This is a genomic window from Tepidanaerobacter sp. EBM-49, from assembly GCF_001896645.1.
Lineage (GTDB): Bacteria > Bacillota > Thermosediminibacteria > Thermosediminibacterales > Tepidanaerobacteraceae > Tepidanaerobacter > Tepidanaerobacter syntrophicus.
The window spans coordinates 1-22,574 of sequence record NZ_MPPE01000059.1; the positions used below are offsets into that span (position 1 = coordinate 1).

Annotated in this window: 22 protein-coding genes; 18 read left to right on the top strand and 4 right to left on the bottom strand. The window is 38.6% G+C overall.

Annotated features, from left to right (window positions below; translation table 11 throughout):
* Together BUE08_RS10980 and BUE08_RS10755 are read right to left on the bottom strand one after the other, a co-directional pair.
* Positions 1–115: type II toxin-antitoxin system HicB family antitoxin (locus BUE08_RS10980; RefSeq protein ID WP_353682124.1), on the bottom strand; the 115-nt coding region annotated here is incomplete at its 3' end.
* 174 nt (positions 116–289) lie between these two features.
* Positions 290–472 (bottom strand): hypothetical protein, encoded by a 183-nt coding sequence (locus BUE08_RS10755; RefSeq protein ID WP_286680925.1) that lies wholly within the window; start codon positions 470–472, stop codon positions 290–292.
* Between the two features lie 338 nt (positions 473–810).
* On the opposite strand from BUE08_RS10755, the gene BUE08_RS10760 reads away from it, so the two are divergent.
* From BUE08_RS10760 to trmL, 14 genes are all read left to right on the top strand, one after another.
* On the top strand, positions 811–1,203 hold the full coding sequence (locus BUE08_RS10760; protein WP_286680926.1) for a hypothetical protein: 393 nt from the start codon (positions 811–813) through the stop codon (positions 1,201–1,203).
* A 251-nt stretch (positions 1,204–1,454) separates the two neighbouring features.
* Complete coding sequence (locus BUE08_RS10765; RefSeq protein ID WP_059031427.1) at positions 1,455–1,640, top strand: glycosyltransferase; 186 nt, start codon at positions 1,455–1,457, stop codon at positions 1,638–1,640.
* 41 nt (positions 1,641–1,681) lie between these two features.
* Positions 1,682–3,670, top strand: coding sequence for a TPR domain-containing glycosyltransferase (locus BUE08_RS10770; RefSeq protein WP_286680927.1), 1,989 nt, complete (start codon positions 1,682–1,684; stop codon positions 3,668–3,670).
* A gap of 229 nt (positions 3,671–3,899) precedes the next feature.
* Positions 3,900–5,465: a flagellin N-terminal helical domain-containing protein gene (locus BUE08_RS10775; RefSeq protein WP_286680928.1), complete on the top strand. Its 1,566-nt coding sequence runs from the start codon at positions 3,900–3,902 to the stop codon at positions 5,463–5,465.
* Positions 5,466–5,539: 74 nt separating this feature from the next.
* Positions 5,540–5,866 (top strand): flagellar protein FlaG, encoded by a 327-nt coding sequence (locus BUE08_RS10780; RefSeq protein WP_238142618.1) that lies wholly within the window; start codon positions 5,540–5,542, stop codon positions 5,864–5,866.
* Between the two features lie 21 nt (positions 5,867–5,887).
* Positions 5,888–7,759, top strand: coding sequence for a flagellar filament capping protein FliD (gene fliD / locus BUE08_RS10785; protein ID WP_286680929.1), 1,872 nt, complete (start codon positions 5,888–5,890; stop codon positions 7,757–7,759).
* A 31-nt stretch (positions 7,760–7,790) separates the two neighbouring features.
* Complete coding sequence (fliS, locus tag BUE08_RS10790; protein WP_213997234.1) at positions 7,791–8,171, top strand: flagellar export chaperone FliS; 381 nt, start codon at positions 7,791–7,793, stop codon at positions 8,169–8,171.
* 30 nt (positions 8,172–8,201) lie between these two features.
* On the top strand, positions 8,202–8,648 hold the full coding sequence (gene flgN, locus BUE08_RS10795) for a flagellar export chaperone FlgN (protein ID WP_213997235.1): 447 nt from the start codon (positions 8,202–8,204) through the stop codon (positions 8,646–8,648).
* A gap of 222 nt (positions 8,649–8,870) precedes the next feature.
* Entirely contained in the window at positions 8,871–9,179 is a 309-nt protein-coding gene (locus BUE08_RS10800; protein ID WP_059031688.1) for a zinc-ribbon domain containing protein, read from the top strand.
* Positions 9,180–9,255: 76 nt separating this feature from the next.
* Positions 9,256–10,818 (top strand): sigma 54-interacting transcriptional regulator, encoded by a 1,563-nt coding sequence (locus BUE08_RS10805; RefSeq protein WP_286680930.1) that lies wholly within the window; start codon positions 9,256–9,258, stop codon positions 10,816–10,818.
* Positions 10,819–10,982: 164 nt separating this feature from the next.
* Positions 10,983–12,185 (top strand): methionine gamma-lyase, encoded by a 1,203-nt coding sequence (megL, locus tag BUE08_RS10810; RefSeq protein WP_286680931.1) that lies wholly within the window; start codon positions 10,983–10,985, stop codon positions 12,183–12,185.
* Positions 12,186–12,271: 86 nt separating this feature from the next.
* A complete protein-coding gene (locus BUE08_RS10815; protein WP_286680932.1) occupies positions 12,272–13,591 on the top strand; it encodes a Na+/H+ antiporter NhaC family protein in 1,320 nt (439 codons plus the stop codon).
* Between the two features lie 199 nt (positions 13,592–13,790).
* On the top strand, positions 13,791–14,615 hold the full coding sequence (locus tag BUE08_RS10820) for a histidinol-phosphatase (RefSeq protein ID WP_059031418.1): 825 nt from the start codon (positions 13,791–13,793) through the stop codon (positions 14,613–14,615).
* A gap of 17 nt (positions 14,616–14,632) precedes the next feature.
* Positions 14,633–15,115 (top strand): tRNA (uridine(34)/cytosine(34)/5-carboxymethylaminomethyluridine(34)-2'-O)-methyltransferase TrmL, encoded by a 483-nt coding sequence (gene trmL / locus BUE08_RS10825; protein ID WP_213951860.1) that lies wholly within the window; start codon positions 14,633–14,635, stop codon positions 15,113–15,115.
* Positions 15,116–15,156: 41 nt separating this feature from the next.
* On the opposite strand, the gene BUE08_RS10830 is transcribed toward trmL, so the two are convergent.
* Positions 15,157–17,214, bottom strand: coding sequence for a methyl-accepting chemotaxis protein (locus BUE08_RS10830; protein WP_286680933.1), 2,058 nt, complete (start codon positions 17,212–17,214; stop codon positions 15,157–15,159).
* 216 nt (positions 17,215–17,430) lie between these two features.
* On the opposite strand from BUE08_RS10830, the gene rlmD reads away from it, so the two are divergent.
* Together rlmD and BUE08_RS10840 are read left to right on the top strand one after the other, a co-directional pair.
* Positions 17,431–18,819, top strand: a complete 1,389-nt coding sequence (gene rlmD, locus BUE08_RS10835; protein ID WP_286680934.1) for a 23S rRNA (uracil(1939)-C(5))-methyltransferase RlmD — start codon at positions 17,431–17,433, stop codon at positions 18,817–18,819.
* A gap of 203 nt (positions 18,820–19,022) precedes the next feature.
* Positions 19,023–19,607, top strand: a complete 585-nt coding sequence (locus BUE08_RS10840) for a helix-turn-helix domain-containing protein (protein WP_213951894.1) — start codon at positions 19,023–19,025, stop codon at positions 19,605–19,607.
* A gap of 299 nt (positions 19,608–19,906) precedes the next feature.
* Here BUE08_RS10840 and BUE08_RS10845 read toward each other — a convergent pair whose 3' ends face one another.
* A complete protein-coding gene (locus BUE08_RS10845) occupies positions 19,907–20,311 on the bottom strand; it encodes an arsenate reductase ArsC (protein WP_286680935.1) in 405 nt (134 codons plus the stop codon).
* Positions 20,312–20,512: 201 nt separating this feature from the next.
* Here BUE08_RS10845 and BUE08_RS10850 point away from each other — a divergent pair, with 201 nt between their 5' ends.
* Both BUE08_RS10850 and BUE08_RS10855 read left to right on the top strand, forming a co-directional pair.
* Positions 20,513–21,136, top strand: coding sequence for a DUF1847 domain-containing protein (locus BUE08_RS10850; RefSeq protein ID WP_286680936.1), 624 nt, complete (start codon positions 20,513–20,515; stop codon positions 21,134–21,136).
* A gap of 182 nt (positions 21,137–21,318) precedes the next feature.
* Positions 21,319–22,488 carry a GGDEF domain-containing protein gene (locus BUE08_RS10855; RefSeq protein WP_059031378.1) on the top strand — a complete coding sequence of 390 codons (1,170 nt, stop codon included), beginning with the start codon at positions 21,319–21,321 and terminating at the stop codon, positions 22,486–22,488.
* Positions 22,489–22,574: the final 86 nt, after the last annotated feature.

Sequence of the window (22,574 nt, forward strand, 5' to 3'; positions counted from 1 at the left end):
CTTCAACGGTTTTAGCTTGTGTATGACATCCTCTCAATGCAGGCACTGATGCTATATATAATCCATCTTCGTCCTTTTCTATAAGAATTGTGAAATTAACTTTTTTCAAATCCATCACCTCAATTAGAAATAATTTAAATTACAAACTTCAAATGGAAGTATACCTTTAATCTTATTATAACATTTTTTTCTTGACTTTTTTTAATATTATTTCCGTGCGAATCTACGATAAAACCAAAGAGAAACAAAAAAGTTTTTGCGACTTTCTTAAAAACATGCAAAGAAACTCTTAACCGCACTGCTGCGGTTTTTTCTCTTTCAAGGCACATGGTGCAAGGAAGCCTCTGAAAAACTGAAATATTATTACAAATTCATTATTGCTTGGATTGCCTTCGTATCTTAATTTCCAATTCTCCCTTAGTGAAAAATTATCTGCCGCAAAAGAAGCTGTTAGTAATTCAAATACTGTCAAAGTTACACCGCCGGTGTTTACGTTTTAAAATACTTGACATACAGTTTCTTTTAGTGTTGTATTCGAATAAAAACCTTTGCAAATTAAACTTTCTCTTAAAATGAAATATCCTAAGGCGTTTGCTACAATTAAAGAGAATTTAAATAGATTTAATATCGGCGTAAGTATTGTGACTGGAAGAAGAAGGAAATATATATTTTGTGTAGAAGTAATTTAGAAATAAGATAAAATGTTAAAAGGATAGTGATAATTATAAAAACCTTCGGTCAAACTAAAATATTATGATATAGGTATAAATTGTAAAGATCCAATCTATAAAATGCGTAGGAGGAAAATCCATGGCTGCTTCAGAAACCTTTTATTTTAATGGTACAAGCAATAATGGGGCATTTTACAAATGGAGCTATAAAGAATCCAATGAATTTAGCAATCTCTTTATACAAAAACGGAGAGTACCAGAGCCAATTCCAAAATCAATAGAAGTGATTATTAAATTTAGGGAAGAATTTGATCCGGAAACAATTAGAAACGAGAGAGATTTTACCGAAAATCCCGAATTAAAAAATGAGCCTATTATTAAGTATGTCAAGAGAGTAAGCTGCCATACAAATACTATTAGGTTTGATACATATGACAACTATAGGCCGTTCAATAGTATTTATATACCCAGCTCATTTCTTAAAGGAAATGAAGACGTCAAACTTTTACAAGTGGTAACAAGTGGTAATTAGATGGAATCCTTAGCTATAAATGTATAGAAGAGTGGATAAAATTACGCCGCATGCCACAGCTGCGCCCTTCTTCCGGAAACAAGCTGCGAAATTTCAAATTCATTTTTAGACAGAGCGGCCGTCGTGGGAACTCTTGAAGACAGAAACCTTGGGTTTTTGGAAGGAATATAACAAAGCGTAGAAGCGCTACATCTGCCACATTATGTAGAAGACAAAAATGCTCATTACTGGCGTGAAGATTTAACATAAGAATGTTACTAGTTGAACCAGGAGATATTGATTCCTTAGCGTATGGAATAATCGAATTAATCTCCAACAGAAAATTAAGAAAATTATTATCGGAACGAGGCAGGCAAACAGCACTGGATTTTGATGCAAAAATTATAGCGAAGAAATGGGAAGAATACTTATATAATATTGTTGAAGCAAATAAGTAGCTTGATAAACTCTTAAATAATTATTTAGGGAGACAGCGTATATGAATGAAAATACTGATATTAAGAAACAGTTGGCTTTATTAAACAGCGAACTAAAGCCTTCCACCCTCTCGCTCTGCATCATTACAAAGGATGAAGAAAAGAATATTTTCCGATGTATAAATAGTGTTAAAGATATAGTGGATGAGATTGTGGTGGTGGATACAGGTTCAAAGGATAGGACGGTGGAGATAGCCGAAAACCTTGGCGCAAGAGTGATACATGAAAAGTGGCAGGATGATTTCAGCAAAGCGCGAAATACTGCTATAGAACACGCCAAATCTGATTGGATATTATTCCTAGATGCGGATGAGGAAGTTAAAAAAGAAGATGTTGCAAAAATCCTGCCATTGCTAAATGATGACACTGTAGAAGCTTATATATTTAAATTTATAAACTATAGCGGAAGTAATGCTTCAGACGATCTTGCCCAGATTCACTATAATTTTAAGTTATTTAGAAATAATGGAAAGCTAAAATACGTATATCCTATTCATGAAAATTTAAAAAACGTAGCAGATGGCAGTGAGCCTATATTTAAAAAAGCAGATGTAACAATTTTACACTATGGATACTTGAGCGAGATAAGAATTGAAAAGAATAAGACACAGCGGTATATAAAAATGATTTCAGATTATCTTTTAGAACATCCCAACGATATGTTCCAGCATGTCAACCTGGGAGTAGAATACTGCAATGCAAGAGAGTATCAAAAAGCACTTAAACATTTAATGATTGCCCAAAAATCTTTATCTTCTAATTCATCTTTAATGATAAGAACATTAATATATCTAATATCTGCACATACTGAGTTAAAGGAGTATGAGCAGGCGCTAAATATTATTGAGCAGGCCGCAGCAATATATCCGCAAGTACCGGATTTCAGATTTCTTGAGGCAAGCATATACGTGGAGCAAAAGCGGTATCGAAAAGCTATTGAAATGTTTACAGAATGTTTGTCTATAGGTGAATATAGCGGAGTTGCAAATACTATAGCAGGCGCTGGAAGCTACAAAGCAAGATATATGATCGCTTTTTGCTATGAAAAATTAGGCCAACTGCATAATGCCGTCAAAGAATACACCAAGCTGCTCGTAATAAAACCCGGATACGGTCAGGTTTTCAAAAAACTTTTCGAGATCCTTGTTAAAAATGAAACACCTGAAGCGGTAAGAGAATTCTTTGATAAGTATGTGGAAAAAACAAATCCTAACAACTTTGCTATATTGGCACAACTATACTTGGATGTTGGAGAATTCAACGTAGCACTGCAATATCTTGAAGAAATTAATGTTGAAATTGGAGGATTAAATAATTTAAAAGGCATTGCATACATGGGCCTAAAAAAATATGAAGATGCCTTGAAATACTTTGAGGCAGAATTCGGTAAATCAAAAAGTATGTCAGTTTACTATACATCCTTATGCTATATGATACTAAAAAATCTTGATCGCGCAAAAGACATATTGTGGGAACTGGAAGATTCAGCAGATAAAAAACTGTTCTTGAGTTTAATAGGCGATATGAGAGCAAAGTTTGATGATATAAGAGAATCGTTTTTCCAATTATTGAGTTTCTTATTGAAAATAAATGAATTTGAACTGCTAAATGATGTACTAAACATTTACAACATTGATTTTGGAAGAGACGACTATGCAAGATACGGTAAAATGATGCAGGAAATGGGTTTTGAGGAGCAAGCACTTCAAGCCTATATTATAGCGGCAGACCGCAACTGCCAAGATCCGGGAGTTTACAGATATCTTGCGCAAAAAGCAATTGAAAAAGGAATGAATGATGATGCACTTGTCATGGCCTCAAACGCGCTTAATTTAGATAAAACAGATATTGACAATTATATGCTGATATACCAATTGTATACCATTATGAATAAAAATGATGAAGCAGAATCAATCGGCGAGATTGTAAAAGAAATATATCCGGAGATAAATCTGGAAGAACTTTTAGCTATTTATCAGCAAAACAATTAGTTACCGCAAAGTATCAAAGCGAAAAATAGCGCAAAAAAGCTAAATGGCATACTAATTGCGAGATTTATGAAGCAAAACGTATAAAATGATATATAAAAGCCGAATTTCAAAATTAACTCTATTTCATATCTACCGATAATAAAAGTGAAAAGATGATTTCGATCCGGCCGGTCGAAAAAAATTTACCTGCAGGGATGCGGGAAAATAAATAATCAGGGAGGAATAATTAATGAGAATTAACAACAACATTATGGCACTGAACACTCACCGCCAGCTTTCAATCAACAATTCAAATATGCAGAAATCACTTGAAAAACTGTCATCCGGTTATAGAATAAACAGAGCCGGTGACGACGCTGCAGGACTTGCAATATCTGAAAAGATGAGAGCACAGATAAGAGGGCTTAATATGGCATCAAAGAATGCCCAAGACGGTATTTCCCTTATTCAGACTGCAGAAGGCGGACTTAACGAAACCCACTCTATTCTGCAGAAAATGAGAGAACTTGCTGTTCAGTCATCAAGCGATACCAACATCGAAGTTGACAGAGGCGAGATTCAAAAAGAAGTCGACCAATTGGCAGCTGAGATAACAAGAATTTCTAATAATACGGAATTTAACACACAAAAGCTCTTAAACGGCGGAATCAAAGACATTAAGTTCCATATCGGCGCAAACGAAGGGCAGAACATTTCCCTAGGTATAAATGCGATGGATGCTTACTCCCTTGGAATAGCCGCTGACAGCATAGTAAAAGAGGCAACTATTGCAACTGGTTCCTCAATCGGCAGTGTAACATTAGCAGATACTACAGGGAGCAAAGTTGTAGACGGTGCAGAGCTAAGCTTTGCGTATTCGGCAGAACCGGCGAAAGCAGCAGTATTAGAAGGTACAGAGGTAAGCAGCATCTTTACTACAAGTTTATCAACGCTAGATAAGATCGTTTTAAATGGTCAAGAGGTAGCCTTGACAAATGTTAGTGCTCTTGATGGAAGCACCACCGCTTTTGATATCAATACTTTAGTTTCTGCTCTACAAAGTGATATTAATGCTGTTTACGATGGCGCTGCTCATGATGGAGTAACTTTTACAGTTGGGAACAATGGAGATGCTTTAACTATTACTTCTTCAAATACAGGAGCTTCTGCGCAAGTAGCTATAACTGCTAATACAGCTTCTGCAACATTGGGGCTTACTGCAACTGCCACTACAGACAGAGCTGTTTCAGGCACAGACGCTGCAGAAGTGATTACCGTAAGCAACGGCACTGACAGCAAGGACTTTACTATTACAGATAAAACAGCTACAACTTTTACAACCGGTAGCGATGCGGATTTTGGTGGTATTACTATAAATCTGGCAGATGGGAAAACACTAGAAAATTTAAGCGATACAAGTGACAAAATAACAATTGCTTTAACAGAAAATAAAGCCCAAGCAGCAGTAATAGATGAGGATGGTAAAGTTATCGAAGAGGCTGTGGCACCGAAGGGTATTGATGTGTCCACTCAGGCAGCGGCCGATGAGGCAATTACAGTAATAAACAGAGCTATTGAAACGGTTTCTGCCGAGCGCTCCAAACTTGGTGCTATGCAGAACCGCTTAGAGCACACCATTAACAACCTAGATGCATCTGCAGAAAACCTGCAGGCTGCAGAATCCCGTATCCGTGATGTGGATATGGCGAAGGAAATGATGGAGTTCACTAAGCAGAATATCTTGACCCAGGCTGCAACCGCTATGCTGGCTCAAGCTAATGCAGCTCCTCAGACTGTGCTTAAGCTTTTAGGTTAAACTCTGCATTATTTCTATAATCTTGCATGCCCGGCGGAATCCGCCGGGCTGTGTATTATGCGGGGTGATATTATTTGAGGATAGATTCATCTTATTTTAGCAATATAGATATGAGCTTTGCGCAAAACCTTTCAAAAACCACAGGAGAAGCTGCTGATCTTAGGGGCGGTCAAGAAAATAAGGATTTTGAGCTTGACATAAAAAGCTTGAGAAGTTTATCAAATGAATATACATCTACGCGAATGGAGTTTAAAATCCATGACGGAACCAAAAGAGTGATGGTTAGAATAGTTGACAGAATAACCAGCGACGTAATAGCGGAGATTCCCCCGGAAAAGTTCCTCGATCTTTTAGCGGGGCTCTGGAAACAGGCAGGCCTTATAGTAGATGAGAAGGCATAAGCCTTAGAGGAGGTGAGAAAAATGGCCTCAAGTTCAATGAGAATAGGCGGTTTGGTCTCGGGTATGGATATAGACCAAATTGTATCAGACCTGATGAAGGCTGAAAGGACAAAAGTCGACAAGCTCTACCAGCAAAAGCAAATTCTAGAATGGCAAAAATCAGACTACCGGGATATAAACCTAAAGCTAAAGTCCTTTTACGACAGCACATTTAATATGAAGCTTGCAGGTTCGTATTTGAAATATAAAGCAGTAGGGACAATGAACGATGGTGCAGACTTTAGCAAGTATTTTTCAGTGGCGCCAGGTGCCGCAGCCGTTCCCGGAAATTATACTGTTAAAGTTGAACAGATAGCAAGCTATGCAAAGCTTGAAAGCGCATCTGGCCTTGCAAAACCATTAACAGGACAGGAGCTTTCCGGCCAGATAGAAATTACAGAAGGCAGCAGATTTTCTGTAACAATAAATGGAGTAAAAAAGACTGTTGAACTAAACGCCGGAACATATGACACGTCAAATGCCGACGATATGGAGGCTCTGGCACAAGACCTGGAGAGGGCTATAAATACAGCCTTCGGCTGGCAGGGCGACAGCAACGGAGATACCATCAGCGGTATAAAGCGGGTGCAGGTAAACATTCAGAATAATAAGCTTACATTACAACCTGCAGAAAACTACAACAAAGTCCCGATAACCTTAAATGCAGTTGAAAATGACACAACCCTTTCAAAGATCGGATTTAGCGACGGCGCAGCTTATAGCCCGCTAAATCTAAACACATCTCTAAAGTCTCAGATATCAGGCAGTATTGGAGATACAAATATATCCTTTAAGATAAACGGAAAAGCCTTTGAATTTGATTCTAATGCAAGCTTGCAGACTATCCTTGATAAAATAAATACAACAGCGGATTTAGGCGCTACAGCACGCTACGATGCGCTAACAGACAAACTTGTAATATCATCAAAAGAAACAGGTCTTGGCGCAAAGGTAGAAATAACTGATGACAGCGGATTTTTCACGGCTCTCGGGTTTAATGCAGCCGAGGCTTCAGGGGAAAACGCCAGAATAGTTTTAAACGGCACCATTGTTGAAAAATCTACAAATGATTTTACTGCTTTAGGTATGAGATTTACCCTAAAAGAAACCATGGAAGTTGGCAAAACCGCGTCCTTTCATTTGGAAAATGATGTGGACAGCGTAGTAGACAATATAAAAAAGTACGTTGACCTTTATAACGAAACCATCGACTTAATAAACGGAAAACTTTCTGAGCAGCGCTACAAAGATTACACTCCTCTTACCCAAGAACAAAGAAGTGCCATGAGTGAAGATGAGATAAAGCTGTGGGAAGAAAAGGCGAAAAGCGGGCTTCTCAGATCTGACTCGATATTAAACAATATAGTAAATAATCTTCGCTCGGCGGTATCTACACCGGTTGCAGGACTGCCGAAAGGTCTAAATTCTCTTTCTTCCATAGGTATCACCACAAGTAATTGGAAAGAAAAAGGCAAACTATACGTTGATGAGGACAAACTTCGAGCGGCTATCACCCAAGATCCTGACAGCATTACAAAGCTTTTCAACAGCTCAGGCGATAATTACAGCAGCCAAGGAGTTGCGACCCGCGTATATGATATACTAAAGAGCGGTATAAATGATATTACTCAAAAAGCCGGCGGCGGAGAATATCAGATATATGATGACAGCGTACTTGGGAAAAAGATTACCGAGACAGAGGACCGCATTTCAGCATTAGAAGAACAACTGAAACAGACAGAAGATCGCTACTGGAGCAAATTTACCGCAATGGAGCAAGCCGTCCAGTACGCAAACCAGCAGAGCATGTGGATAAGTATGCAGTTTGGAACATATTCGGGCAGCAGCTCTTAGATTTTATAGCAGATGCAAAGGGGGTCTATAGATGATAAACGCCAACGGTTATCAACAGTACCGTTATAATTCCATAATGTCAGCCTCTCCTGAACGATTAATGATTATGCTGTTTGAGGGAGCGATAAAATTTGTAAGGCTTGCAAAAAAAGCCGTGGAGGAAAAAGACATTGAGAGTGCCAACTACAATATTGCAAGAGCCGAGGACATAATTGCCGAGCTTGAAGCAAGCCTTGACATGAGCTACGAAGTGTCAGAAGACCTTGTAAAAATCTACGATTTTTTGTATAGACAGCTTATTGAAGCAAATATCAAGAAAGATGTAAATATACTCGATACAGTAGAGTCAATGCTAACAGATTTAAAAGATACATGGAGCGAAGCCTGCATTAGATTAAAAAAGAATGCCTGATTTATCAAAAAAGGCAGCAGGAGAAATACAATGGAAAAAGATGTATTGAAATTGCTTGAAGATAAATTAAGCTATATGGAAAAACTTTATAGCAGCACAGAGAAAATTTCCGGCGCACTGCAAAAAGACGATGCTGAAGACTTGCTAAATACCATGAGCGGCAGGCAGCAGCTTATAAGTGAAATCGATCTTACAGACAGCCGCCTGTCTGCGCTTTTTAAAGGCGATATCGCAGCTATGAGGGAGTATATGCTCAACCATTCAGACCCTAAAATCAGGCAGTTATACAATACTATAGGAGAATGGCTTAAAAAAATAAAAAAACTTGATGATGAAAATCGAAGCTCTATTGAAAAGATGTTCTTAAAACTAAAAGATGATATTGAAAATTTAAATAGTATGAAAAGCGCCCTCAAAGGATACGGAGTTATTGGGAAAACCTCGCGGGGCGGGGCTTTTATTGATACAAAAAAATAAAGTGGCGAAGTATGAATAACAAATTATTTTTCTTGCTTTTTTCAAGAATTGCGTTTATAATTAGGCTTGAGGCATAACTTAGGTCTGTGGTTGAAAGTCGATGCTACGGCCGTAGGCGAAACGACTCCCAGAGTGGCGTTCCACTCGCAGTATACGGCGTTTTGGGGAAAAACCAGGTCAGCTAAGATGCCAATACAACTTTTCAAAGTGAGGGGTTTTTTAATGGCATTTCAGGACAAAACATTAGTGTGTAAAGAGTGTGGCAAGGAATTTGTCTTCACTGCAGGCGAACAAGAATTTTACGCAGAGAAGGGTTTCGAGAACGAACCCATCAGATGCAAAGACTGCCGCGACGCACGCAAAAAGAAAATGAACGGCAATGGCCAAAGAAAGCAGAACAGACAAATGTATGAAGCAGTTTGCGCCGACTGTGGAGCGACCACACAAGTTCCCTTTAAGCCCAGAAATGATAGACCCGTATACTGCAGCGAATGCTACCAGAACCATCATACGGCCCAAAACGGATATTAATAGGGGAAGTAAAGCCTGGATTTTAAAAGTCCGGGCTTTTTCTATTTGTGATATAATAAAAGGCGGAGGTGGGAAGTTGAGCAGCATAAGACTTCAAATATACACAAGAGACAGAATTGGCATGGCTTTAGATATTTTAAGAATACTCTATCGATATGATGTAAACCTAAAGGCTTTAGAAGTGAGCCCGGGCTTAGCATGCATAAAGATAGACTCCAGTCTTCGGATACCGCTATCCGATCTAATAACTCAGCTTCAGGCCGAGGAAGATGTGCTCGAAGTAAAGAAGGTTGAACTTTTGCCTCATGAAAGACGGGAAAGACATATAAAAGCAGTGCTGGATGCGGCAGGAGAAGGGATAATTGCTGTTGATGATAAGGGAATTATTACAACATTTAACCCGGCGGCAGAAAAAATCCTCAAGATTAAAGCAAAAGACGCTATGGGAAAAAATATCGCTGACCTTATATCACCCGATATCCCCATGCTGAAAACCATAGTTACAGGTGAAAGCTATGACAATGAAGAGATGATTATAAACACCGAAAAGCTCAAGAGCCACTATATCACATCAGGCCGGCCCATTCTCGACGAAGAAGGCAAGCCGATAGGTGCAGTTGCATCATTGAAGGATATAGAAACTGTAATGGAGCTTATTCACGATTTTACCCAAACTCCCATGATTACGTTTGATGAAATTTTAGGAAAAAGCGAGGCTATTACTAAGGCAAAGGAACTTGCGATGATGGTGGCAAAAAGCGATTCTACTGTGCTGATACGAGGAGAAAGCGGCACCGGCAAGGAACTTTTTGCAAGATCGATTCACATGGCAAGTCCTAGAAGAGACAAACCGTTTGTTGCGGTAAACTGTGCAGCCCTGCCTGATGCACTGCTGGAAAGCGAGCTTTTCGGATATGAAGAAGGGGCTTTTACAGGTGCGAAAAAAGGCGGAAAGCAGGGCTTGTTTAAATATGCGGACAAAGGCACTCTGTTTTTAGATGAAATAGGAGAACTTTCAACCCATTTACAGGTAAAACTTCTTCGGGTTCTTCAAGAAAACAAAATCAGGCAAGTAGGGGCAAACGAGGAGATACCGGTGGATGTAAGAATTATAGCAGCCACAAACAGGAACTTGGAGGAACTCATGAAAAATGGCCAATTCCGAGATGACCTGTACTATCGTTTAAATGTAATTCCCCTTGTTATACCTCCGCTGCGAGAGAGAAAAGAAGATATTCCTATATTGGTTCACGCATATATCAAAAAGATTTCATACAAAATGGGCAAAAAAGTGGAAGGCATAAGCGATGAGGCTATGGAGCTTTTAATAAAATACGAATGGCCCGGAAATATAAGGGAATTGTCCAATGTTATAGAAAGGGCTATAAACTTGTGCGATAATAGAATTGAACCTCAGCATTTATTATTTCGTCATGATGACTTAAAAAGCAATGCCGTAATAAACTCAAAAAGTCAGAGGACTCTAAAGGATATCGTAGCAGAGACTGAAAAGATTGCAATAGTAGAAGCTTTAAAACAGCATAAGAGTATAAGAAAAGCTGCAAAGGCCCTTGGCGTAACTCATGCAACCGTGATAAATAAAATAAAGCAGTACAATATTAATCATGAGGAACTTTAACGGTAAAATTATTTACCAATGGTAGAAATTTTTACCGTTATATTTTTATGTACGGTTAAAAAAATTACCATTAGGGTCATATTATGACCATCTTATGATTGGCACAAGTCTTGCATAATATAATAGTCAGAAATTATAAATTTATTTTTTGGGAGGCTTATCTTATGAATAACATAAAAACAAAAGGCTTTAATACAAAAGCTATTCATGCAGGCCAGAAACCATGTCCTGCAACAGGAGCTCATGTAACACCGATTTATCAGACATCCACCTTTGTGTTTAAAGATGTAGATCAGGGAGCTCGCAGATTTGCAGGGGAAGAGGAAGGCTATATTTACACAAGGCTTGGCAATCCCACGATTTCCGAACTGGAAAAAAAGGTGGCAGTCCTGGAGGGGGGAGAAGAGGCTATTGCAACAGCCTCAGGAATGGCTGCAATTTCCACTGCTCTTGTAACACTGCTTAAAAAGGGCGATCATATTGTAGCCGGAGATGCATTGTATGGATGCACTCACAGCTTTATAAGCGAAATCTTACCTCAGTATGGCATTGAAGTTACTATGGTGGATACATCTAAACTGGAAAATATCGAAAATGCCATGAAGCCTAATACAAAAGTTGTATATGTTGAGACACCGGCAAACCCCACTATGAAACTGGTAGACCTTAAGGGCGCATCTGAAATAGCTCATAAACACGGCGCATATATTATAACAGACAACACATTTATGTCTCCATACCTGCAAAGACCTATAGAGCACGGCGTAGATGTAGTGGTTCATAGTGCCACAAAATACCTTGGCGGACACGGAGATTTGCTGGCAGGACTTATAGTGGGACCTAAGGAATTATTGGATCCAATGCGCATACCCTACTTAAAGGATTTTGGCGGAATCTTATCGCCTTTTGATGCATGGCTTTTAATGAGGGGAATAAAGACATTGGGAGTAAGAATGGACAGACACTGTGCCAATGCGCAAAAAGTAGCTGAATACCTGGAAAATCATCCTTTAGTAGATAAAGTTTACTATCCCGGACTTCCCTCACATCCCCAATATGAACTTGCCAAACGGCAGATGGATGGATTTGGCGGAATGATAACCTTTGAACTAAAAGGCGGTCTTGAAGCAGGCAAAGTACTGATGAATAGTGTTAAAATGATAACACTTGCAGTGAGCTTAGGATGTGTTGACTCACTTATTCAGCATCCGGCTTCCATGACACATTCACCGGTGCCTCGTGAAGAAAGGTTAAAGGCAGGAATTACTGACGGTCAGGTAAGACTCTCTGTAGGTATTGAAGATGTGGAGGATATAATTGCTGATTTAGATCAGGCATTAAATGAAGTTGCAAAACAAACAAAGTAGGATTAAAACAGATACTATGGTATAATTTTGTTTGCCGGTCTTATGGGCCGGCAAATTTAAAATAAAATATAAAAAGGAGGATATGAATGAAGAAAGGCAATCCGGTAGCATTACTGCCATTAGTTGTGTTTTTAGTATTATTTTTAGGCTCAGGTCTGTATTTTAATGCTAAGGGCGTAGAATTTGCGTTTTATCAGTTACCTGCACCTGTTGCAGCCGTTGTTGGAATCATTGTTGCATTTATTGTTTGCAAGGGCACCATGGATGAAAAAATGGATACATTTGTGGCCGGCGTAGGCGAAAGCAATATCATTATAATGTGCATGATTTATCTTTTGGCCGGTGGATTTTCTGCGGTGGCAAGCGCCATGGGAGGCGTGGATTCCACTGTAAATTTCGGACTTTCAGTTATACCTCCCAGACTCATTTTACCCGGACTTTTCATAATTGCCTCATTTGTTGCAACAGCCATGGGAACATCTATGGGAACTATAGGCGCGGTGGCGCCCATTGCAGTAGAGATGGCTGTAAAGGCCCAGCTTCCGGTAGCTTTAGCTGTTGGAGCAGTAGTCGGTGGAGCAATGTTCGGCGACAATCTTTCCATGATATCTGATACAACTATCGCTGCAACTCGCACTCAAGGCTGCGAGATGCGAGACAAATTTATCATGAACTTTTTAATAGCATTACCTGCGGCAATTGCAACAATAGTTGTAATGACGATTTTTGGTGTAAGCGGAAAAATTCCTACCGATTTAGAGTACAGTTTTATAAAAATCATCCCGTACATATCGGTTTTAGTTCTTGCGTTAGCCGGGATGAATGTTTTCCTGGTCCTTATAATAGGTATTGCATTAGGCGGAGTAATAGGCCTTGCCGAAGGCAGCTTTACTCTTATCGGATACTCTCAAAAAATCTATGAAGGCTTTACATCCATGCAGGAGATATTCATACTATCGCTTTTGATAGGAGGTCTTGCGGCCTTGATTTCCAAAGAAGGCGGCATAGACTACCTTTTAAATCTTATCAGCAGCAAGATAAAGAGCGTAAAAGGAGCAGAGCTTGGTATTGCAGCTCTTGTATCAGTTGCAGACATCTGTACTGCTAATAATACAGTAGCCATTGTTATAACGGGTCCTATGGCAAAACAGATTGCCGATGAAAATGGTGTGGATCCGCGGCGAAGCGCAAGTATGTTAGATATTTTTTCCTGTGTGTGGCAGGGGATTATACCTTACGGAGCTCAAATGCTTTTAGCAGGCCAGCTGTCCGGCCTTTCGCCTATTGAGATAATGCCCACACTCTATTATCCCTATCTTTTAGGCATTACGGCGCTTCTTGCAATAGCTTTTGGATTTCCAAAAGTAAAGGCAAAAGCAAATAACAAAATCGAGGCAGCTGTCTAGCAAGGGAAAACCAAGGCAAAATAAATATTCTATAAAGAAAAGGCCCGGCATCTTAAGATACCGAGCCTTTTCTTCTTACAACAGAACAATTTGCCATATAGCATACCCAAACAAACAAGCTATTTAAATGGGTTCTTTTTTGTTATAATAATAGTTGCTTAAATGCTGCAAAACACGGAGACAATGAAAGGAGAAAATTATGGAATTTCGCGATTTTCATGTGCATCTTGAAAATGGACCCTTTAGTCTTGAATGGATGCAGAAATTTGTAGAAGTGGGTAAAAAGCGAAATGTGGTAGAAATAGGCTTCTCAGAACACGGCCACAGATTTAAGGAGTCAGTTAGTTTACTTGCAAGCGAGGGCTTTAGAGGAGAATGGACACAAAAAGAAGCGACAGAAAGCATCGAAGAATATATAAAAGCAGTAGAAGAAGCAAAAAAATCTGGCTTTCCGGTAAAGTTGGGCATAGAGTTGGATTATGTACCGGAATATGAAAAGGAAATACGCAAATTTTCAAAATCGTACCCCTTTGACTTTGTGATAGGTTCTGTGCATTGGCTGGGAGATTTTGGGTTTGATCATCCCCTTCTAAAGTCTATATGGGAAAAATCCGATGTAAATAAATTATATGAGGATTATTTTTCAGTGCTTATTATGGCTGTAAAATCCGGCATCTTTGATTTTATCGCCCACCCTGATGTAATCAAAGTATTTGGCTATAGAGCAGCAAAAGATATGGCGCCGGTGTACCAGGAACTTGCAAAAACAGCAAAAGATACTGATATATGTATGGAAGTCAGCACTGCCGGGCTTAGAAAACCGGTGGGAGAAATTTATCCATCGCCGGAACTTATGAGCTTTTTTAAGAAATATGATGTTCCCATAATAATTAATTCAGATGCGCACATTCCGGAAGATGTGGGCCGGGATTTCGATAAAGCCCTGGAATTTGCCAAGAGTTTTGGCTATAATAAATTATGTTATTTCGATAAAAGAATCAGAAAAACTATTGATATTTCGTAAAGGAAGATGAAACTTTAATGCTGAATATAGTATTGGTTGAACCTGAGATACCTCAAAATACCGGAAATATCGCAAGAACATGTGCTGCCACAAATTCGGTATTGCACCTTGTAGGGCCTTTAGGTTTTAGCTTGGAGGATAAGTACTTAAAGCGAGCAGGTCTTGACTACTGGCATCTTGTGGATATAAAGTATTATGAAAATTATGCTGAGTTTGAAGAGAAAAACCCCGGCACTGACAAATATTTTTTAACTACAAAAGCAAAAAAATGCTATACTGATGTAACTTACGGGCCAAATTCTTATCTTGTGTTTGGAAAAGAGACGGCAGGCCTTCCTATGCAACTCCTGCAGGCCAATTGGGAAAGATGTGTAAGAATACCCATGTCGGATGAGGCAAGGTCTCTTAATCTTTCCAATTCTGTCGCCATTGTGGTATATGAGGCACTGAGACAATTAAAATTTGAAGGCCTTAAAATCATAGGGCCATCGAAAGCATAAAAAGCACCGGTAAAAATACCGGTGCTTTATCAAAATTAAGTTTATACTTTAAATTTACCTACCAATGCTAACAAGTTATCAGCAAGTTTTGCAAGGTCTTGAGCTGCAGCCGATATATTTTCCATGGTTGCAGTCTGTTCTTCGGTAGAAGCAGAAACCTCTTCAGTTCCGGCAGCGGTTTCCTGAGATATACTGGATATGTCTGAAATCATACGGACAATGCCATCAATATGGGTATACTGCTGAGTAAGCTCTTCAGAAATGTTTTTAGCCTGATTAGTAACCTTGTCTATTTCTGCCATTAAAGTATCGATATGTTCGTTGATATCTTGAATCAATTCTTGTCCTTCCTCGACTTCGCGCTTACTTTTTGACATTGAGTCTACAGCGACTTTACTGCTTGTTTGTATAGTTTTTACTATGTCAGAGATTTCTTTTGCCGCCTTTCCGGACTGCTCAGCAAGCTTTCTTACCTCATCTGCCACCACCGCAAAACCGCGGCCGTGTTCTCCTGCTCTGGCAGCTTCAATGGATGCATTAAGAGCCAATAGATTAGTCTGATCAACGATTTCTCGGATAATATTAGTTATATTGCCTATTTCGTGAAGCCTTGTATCCAACTCTTTCATTATATTGTTTGATCCATCCACAGAGATTTTTATTGAATCCATTTTGTTTGTTGATTGATGGATTTTTTGCTGACTTTCCTGAGCCTTTTGCGCCATATTCTCAGCGGATTTTACGGTTAGATTGACATTTTCCTCAACTCTGCCGTTGGAAATCACCAGTTCATTTACAACCTCAGATATTTCTTCCAGCTTTTTAGCCTGGTCATTTGCACCTATAGCGATTTGTTCTATAGCCTCGGCCACCTGCTGTGCAGACAGCGAACTTTGCTCAGCGCCGGAGGCAAGTTCAGATGCTGAAGCAGAAAGGTTTTTCGCAGCTTGAATAACCTCTTGCACCAGTTTTTTAAGGTTCAAGGTCATTGCGTCAAACGAAAGTGCAAGAGCGCCTATTTCACTGTTGTCCGAGAGAGCTACAGTTTGCGTAAGATCATTATTTGTGACACTCTGCGTTATTCTAAGCAAAGACTGCATCGGTTTTGTTATCAGATTGCCGAGAAACATGCCTAGGGCCAAGCTGACAATAAGTACGATTAATGATATAATTATAACCGATTTAGTGATAGCAGAAACAGGGGCAAAGGCTTCTGATACAGGCTGCTGTACGAATATTCCCCAGCCAAGCAGCTTATAATTGCCAAATGCAATAAAATACTCTTTGCCTTGATCGCTTTTATATGTAATAAAGCCCTTTTCAGAAGTTAAGGCTTTCTTTACAAAATCATACTTTGAGTAATTTTCATGTGCCTTAACTATCTTATAATCTTTATGAGCAATTACAGTACCGTCCTTATCGGTAATAAAAGCAAAGCCGTTATCTCCTATTTTCATGTTCATTACTGTTCTAGTCAAATTAACCAGCGACACATCGGCGCAAATAACGCCTACCGGTTCGCCTGTGTCAGATAAGACTATATTTGAAATAGATATTATAGAATTTCCGGATAGCTCATCTATTCTGACATTTGATATGTAATTTCCTTTTACCGCCAAAGCCCCTTTATACCATTCCTCATTGGCTACGTTAAAGCCTTCAGGGAATGTGGCGTAAGGAATCGCAAAAACACTATTGTCCTTGACGTTTGCCACATAAACGCGCAAAATCTGAGCATTTTGTTGAGTTACATCATATAAGAATGGGGAAATTTGAGTTTCGTCCATACTTCTTAATGTTTTAGTACTTGCAACAAAAGAAACAAGGTTTTTATTTTGTTCAACAAAAAGGTCGATGTTTTGGGCAAGATTGTCAACAATTATACTTGCTTTTTCTTGTATCTCGTCCTTTACCGAATTTCCCGCTATCTGTGTTGCAACAATACCTAGGCATATCGTAGGAATAAGTGCCATAACAATAAAAAAGACTGCCAATCTGGTTTTTAAGCTGCTTTTGACTTTAGTTTCGGCAAGCTTTAATTTTTTAGACTCTGCCTTGCCTTTTTTAGGTAGCTTTGGAAACTTGAGCTTTGATTTCAAGGTAAAACCCCCTTAGTTTGATTGTTATAATTTAAATTTTTATATAAATCTCAATAATTTTTGCTTTTTATAGGAGAAGTTGGTTAAATTGTAATCTTTTTACTAATTATATCTAATTGTGTAATATTATACAAGTAAAACCATATCATCGGAAAATTTTAGCAAACGTACACCTTTATGAAAGAATTGTGGTTTTGCAAGAACGGAGGAGATTAAGTGAAAGAAAAAAACAGACCTGTTTTGGAAATTGGCAGCCACTTAGAATTGAAAATTGAAAAGATGGCCCATGAAGGACAGGGAATCGGGGAAGTTGGAGAATTTACCGTATTTGTGGAAGGAGCAATAACAGGCGAAAAGTGTATCGCAAAAATAAATAAAGTAAAGAAGGATTATGCAATTGCTGAAGCGATTCAAATATTGGAGCCTTCCAAGGAACGCTGCAGCCCGCCCTGCAAATATATAAGCCAATGCGGCGGGTGCGACCTTCAGCATTTGACATATGAGGGACAGCTTCGATTTAAAACATTGAAGGTCAGTGACAGCCTTAGGCGAATCGGCCATATTAACGCGGAAGTTTTGGACACTATAGGAATGGAACAGCCATGGTATTACAGAAACAAATCCCAGTACCCGATGGGGCTTCAAAACGGCAAGCCCATAATCGGCTTTTACAAAAAAAGAAGCCATGATATAGTAGATCTAGATAATTGCATGATTCAACACCCTATTGCAAATAGTATTATGCTAGCTGCAAAGGAATGGATTAAAAAGTATAACATATCAGTTTATGATGAAACAAAGCACGAGGGACTGCTGAGACATGTAGGGACTAGGGTAGGTTTTAACAGTAAAGAAGTGATGGTAATTCTTACCGTAAATGGCAGAAAGATTCCTTTTACAGATAAATTAATAGAAATGTTAAAAGGCAGAATACCTGGTTTTAAAAGCTTGATTTTAAGTGTAAACACTCAAAAAACAAATATTATAATGGGAAAAGAGAACATTTTGTTATACGGCGAGCCTAATATTTTTGAGTATTTATGTGATACAAAATTTCAAATATCGCCGGTTTCGTTCTTTCAGGTAAATTCGATACAGGCCGAAGTTCTTTACAGCAAAGTGATGGAATACGCAAATATTGGTAAAGATGAAACGGTCATCGATGTCTACTGCGGCACAGGAACCATTACATTACTTCTTGCCAAAAGAGCGAAAAAAGCTTATGGAATCGAAATAGTTTCCCAAGCTGTAGAAGATGCTAAAGTAAATGCTGCAATAAACAATATTGAAAATACTGAGTTTATAAAGGGAGCAGCAGAAAAGATTTTACCTGAAATGGCCAAAGCAGGTATAAGGCCGGATGTTATAGTCACAGATCCGCCCCGCAGCGGCTGTGAGCAAAAAGCACTGGAAGTCATAGCAGAAATTTCTCCAAAAAGAATAGTATACGTTTCGTGCAACCCTGCAACTTTAGCACGAGACCTTCGCTACTTAGAAAATAATGGATACATCACACAAAAAGTTCAGCCTATAGATATGTTCCCCCAGACAAGCCACGTTGAGTGCGTGGTATTGATGACGAATTGTGGCCGAAATGAAAAATAAGCGGTATTCTTATTTTACGGAATGGTCAAATGCACAATAGCGCCCGAGCCGCCCTGTACATGGCTATAAAGTTGTAACTGATTTGCCCGTTAAAGAGATTGAAACATCGGAAATAGAAAAATGATCAGAGTCCCATAACTCTACGGAGCGTTTATTGAAAAATGCAGGTTTTTTCATTACAATATATGCATGGAGATGGAATGATGCAAAATATAGATATTGGCAATATTATTCGTAAATTACGGATAGAAAAAGAAATGACGCAAAAACAGCTTGCGGATAAAATGAATATAAGCGATAAGACTATTTCCAAATGGGAACGCGGTCTAGGGTGTCCCGATGTTTCTTTGCTCCCTGAACTGGCTGATATCTTGGGAGTGGATATAGGTAAACTTTTAAGCGGTAATTTGACGCCTAATGACTTTGTGGGAGGAAATATGAAAAAGGTAAAATATTATGTATGCCCTGTGTGCCATAACATTTCGCTATGTACAGGTGATGCGGAGGTATCGTGCTGTGGCAGGAAAATCGATGAACAGGAGATGCAGAAGGCTAAAAATGATGAGAAGCTTTCTGTAGAAGTAATTGAGGATGACTGGTATGTTACAACAGATCATCCGATGGACAAGGAACATTATATATCATTTATAGCATTTGCAACTGGTGACCGCGTGCAGATTATCAAGCAATATCCCGAATGGGATATACAGCTTCGGATACCCAAGAGAGGTCATGGAATGCTCATTTGGTACTGCACGAGACACGGATTGTTTCATCAGTTAATATGAAAAAAGATTTGACTACGAAGAAAATGCATTTTATGGGTAGAAATACATAAAATTTTTCTGTTTGAGAAAAAATCATAAGCGTTTATTCTAAATTTGTAGGGAGTAAAATTAAAATACTCCCTTATTGTTTTGCGCGAAATATTATCATCCTATCAAAACACAAATTGATTATGGAGCATTGATGTCAAGAAAACAAAGCCTTTTCTTCATTAAACCTACGTATGCAAAAGTCGTAGATTTTTTAAATTATTCTCGGATTATTTGTTTTAATTAAGGCGAAAGATAGTTTGCCTAAAGATTTATGAGGCTGAAAGTTCAGCTTTTAATGATTGAATTTTCGATTCAATTTCCTTTATTATAGCAATAAATTCATCATCCGGCTTTCCGGTCGGATCGTCCAGCCCCCAATCCTCGCGGCGTTTGGATGGTAAGTATGGGCATTCTACATCGCAACCCATAGTTACAACCACATCTATATCAGGAGGAAGTTCTTTAAGTAATTTGGGCCGCTGAGTTTTTTCCATATCAATCCCATAAAGTTCTTTCATAAGGCGAACTGCATCTGGATTTATACGATCTTTTAATTGCGTGCCGGCAGAAAAGCTCTCAAATACATCGGCGGCAAGTAGTTTTCCGAGGGCTTCGGCTATCTGGCTGCGGCAAGAGTTGTGAATGCATATAAATGCAACTTTTGGTTTATTCAAGTTTATCCTCCTCCAAAAGCCTATTGACATCAAATAAAAGCAAAAATAATTATACCATAAATATTTTTCAAATAGAAGGAAAAATCTGCGGCATTGTTCCGGATAAAGGCGCATTATATTGACATATGGAAATAATTAAACTACAATAAGAGCACCCTACATTTTGGATGTGAAATAAAAACAAAGAAAGAGGTATAGATAATGTATACGTGTGCTATGTGCAGCAATCGAAGCTGCAAGACAGGGGAACTTGATAAAACACCTATAAATTGTCCGTGCAGCGATGAAGAGCAGGAAAGAATCAAGGAACTATATCAAAAAAATGACAATAAAAAACTTGCGTACTGCTCCGCACTGACAGAAGCGGAAGGCTATTGCAAAAAAACAAGACTGGAAGAAATTGAAGATTTTGCAAACAAATGTGGTTATAAAAAATTAGGGGTGGCTTTTTGTACGGGGCTTTCAAAAGAGGCAAAAACACTTTGCCAAATTCTGAGGCACAGCGGTTTTGAAGTAGACTCCGTTATATGCAAAAATGGAAGCATTCCAAAAGAGTTCTTAGGTATCAAAGAAAGCCAAAAAGTTCGCCCGGGTACATATGAGCCGATGTGCAATCCAATCGGTCAGGCAGTATTTTTGAATAAAGCTCAAACACAGTTGAATATCATACTGGGATTATGTGTTGGCCATGACTCCCTATTCATAAAATATTCTAACGCACCTGTTACTGTTTTTGCTGTAAAAGATCGGGTTTTAGCACATAACCCGCTAGGTGCGCTATATCTGGCAGATGGCTATTACAAGAATAAATTATATAATCAGTAATCTACCGAACCGCCGACCCGGCATTTTATTTTCAGTTGCATTTAGCTGTTAAATTATGTAATATTAAGTTGGTATTAGAGGGGATAAAAACAGAAGAAGGAATTTTTATATAGATAGCAGAATGTGTATTTTATTCCAAAAATAATTGTTATATAGAAAAATCCCAAAAAAGTAGGGATAAAATGATTGCATTTGACTTAACGCATACACTTTTATTTAATATTGGTGTTAATACTTTTTCTTGCATCATAACTTTAATAATTCTTTACAGCTACAAAAGAAATTTTGCCGACACTTATGATGCGAGGCTGCTGTGTAAGATTGAAGCATTAATTTTGCTGATTTTATTAGCCGATATAGGCATGTGGATACTAAATGGCAAAAGCGGACAACTTATGCGCGCCTTAAATTATACAGATAACATTTTATATTTTTTGATGCAAATTGCCGTTGCTTTTTATTGGCTAAGGTATGCATACTACCGAACATTTAGGCAAAATTTTGCAAGGAAAAAAGAGATCTTCTGGGTAATTATACCTTTTATACTTTTAAGCATCATTGTTATTACCTCTCCCCTTAATGGTTGGTGTTTCTACCTGGATGATGCTAATTACTATCATCGCGGAGTATTGTCTGCTCCCATGTCTGTTGTTATACTTGCATATCTGCTGTCAATATCTGCAATCGCCTTGACACAGTATAAAAAAGAGGTATTCAGCGACCGCAAAAAAGAACTGTTGACTATTGCTTTTTTTGTAGTGCCTCCATTTATCGGTGGGACAATACAGACAGTGTTTTACGGAATTAGCATGATATGGCCTTGCACGGTCATCTCCAGCCTATTGGTTTTACTTGACAAGGAAAGCCAAGCAATATCTCAGGATTCACTTACTCGCCTTAATAACCGCAGAAATATGGAGAGACATCTTGCAACATATGAAGACGGGAAAAATCGTGCCGTAACCCTGATCGTATTAGATATCAATGATTTTAAATATATTAATGATCGATATGGCCACGCTTCAGGCGATATGGCGTTGATGCAGACCGCAAATCTTCTGCGTGAAATGTTTAATGGAACTTCTACTTTTCTGGCGCGCTATGGTGGAGATGAATTTGTAATCATTATGCAGCAGGGTGAAGAAGGCGCTGCTGGGCAAGTTATTCGAAAAATCAAGAATAATTTCGCTGATTTTAATGAATCAAGACAGTTTCCGTTCCAACTTTCTGTCAGCGCCGGCTACGCGATATCAAGTATAAAAGGGGTTAACAGAACGGCAAACCTTTTTAAAGAAGCAGATGAGAATATGTACCATGATAAAACCTTGTATCATCGTGAAGAGCAGACATAGGCCAATTTATAACATCTGAATTATAGAATGACGCCTTGTGATATATGTCGAAAAAGTGTAGAATGATGAAGGAAAATAGAGCATTT

Coding starts and splice junctions, on each gene's coding strand:
- trmL (WP_213951860.1), top strand. CDS start 14,633: ATGCTGAATATAGTATTGGTTGAACCTGAGATACCTCAAAATACCGGA.
- BUE08_RS10820 (WP_059031418.1), top strand. CDS start 13,791: ATGGAATTTCGCGATTTTCATGTGCATCTTGAAAATGGACCCTTTAGT.
- fliD (WP_286680929.1), top strand. CDS start 5,888: ATGGCCTCAAGTTCAATGAGAATAGGCGGTTTGGTCTCGGGTATGGAT.
- megL (WP_286680931.1), top strand. CDS start 10,983: ATGAATAACATAAAAACAAAAGGCTTTAATACAAAAGCTATTCATGCA.
- BUE08_RS10800 (WP_059031688.1), top strand. CDS start 8,871: ATGGCATTTCAGGACAAAACATTAGTGTGTAAAGAGTGTGGCAAGGAA.
- BUE08_RS10840 (WP_213951894.1), top strand. CDS start 19,023: ATGCAAAATATAGATATTGGCAATATTATTCGTAAATTACGGATAGAA.
- BUE08_RS10855 (WP_059031378.1), top strand. CDS start 21,319: ATGATTGCATTTGACTTAACGCATACACTTTTATTTAATATTGGTGTT.
- flgN (WP_213997235.1), top strand. CDS start 8,202: ATGGAAAAAGATGTATTGAAATTGCTTGAAGATAAATTAAGCTATATG.
- BUE08_RS10765 (WP_059031427.1), top strand. CDS start 1,455: ATGTTACTAGTTGAACCAGGAGATATTGATTCCTTAGCGTATGGAATA.
- BUE08_RS10760 (WP_286680926.1), top strand. CDS start 811: ATGGCTGCTTCAGAAACCTTTTATTTTAATGGTACAAGCAATAATGGG.
- BUE08_RS10850 (WP_286680936.1), top strand. CDS start 20,513: ATGTATACGTGTGCTATGTGCAGCAATCGAAGCTGCAAGACAGGGGAA.
- BUE08_RS10815 (WP_286680932.1), top strand. CDS start 12,272: ATGAAGAAAGGCAATCCGGTAGCATTACTGCCATTAGTTGTGTTTTTA.
- BUE08_RS10775 (WP_286680928.1), top strand. CDS start 3,900: ATGAGAATTAACAACAACATTATGGCACTGAACACTCACCGCCAGCTT.
- BUE08_RS10770 (WP_286680927.1), top strand. CDS start 1,682: ATGAATGAAAATACTGATATTAAGAAACAGTTGGCTTTATTAAACAGC.
- fliS (WP_213997234.1), top strand. CDS start 7,791: ATGATAAACGCCAACGGTTATCAACAGTACCGTTATAATTCCATAATG.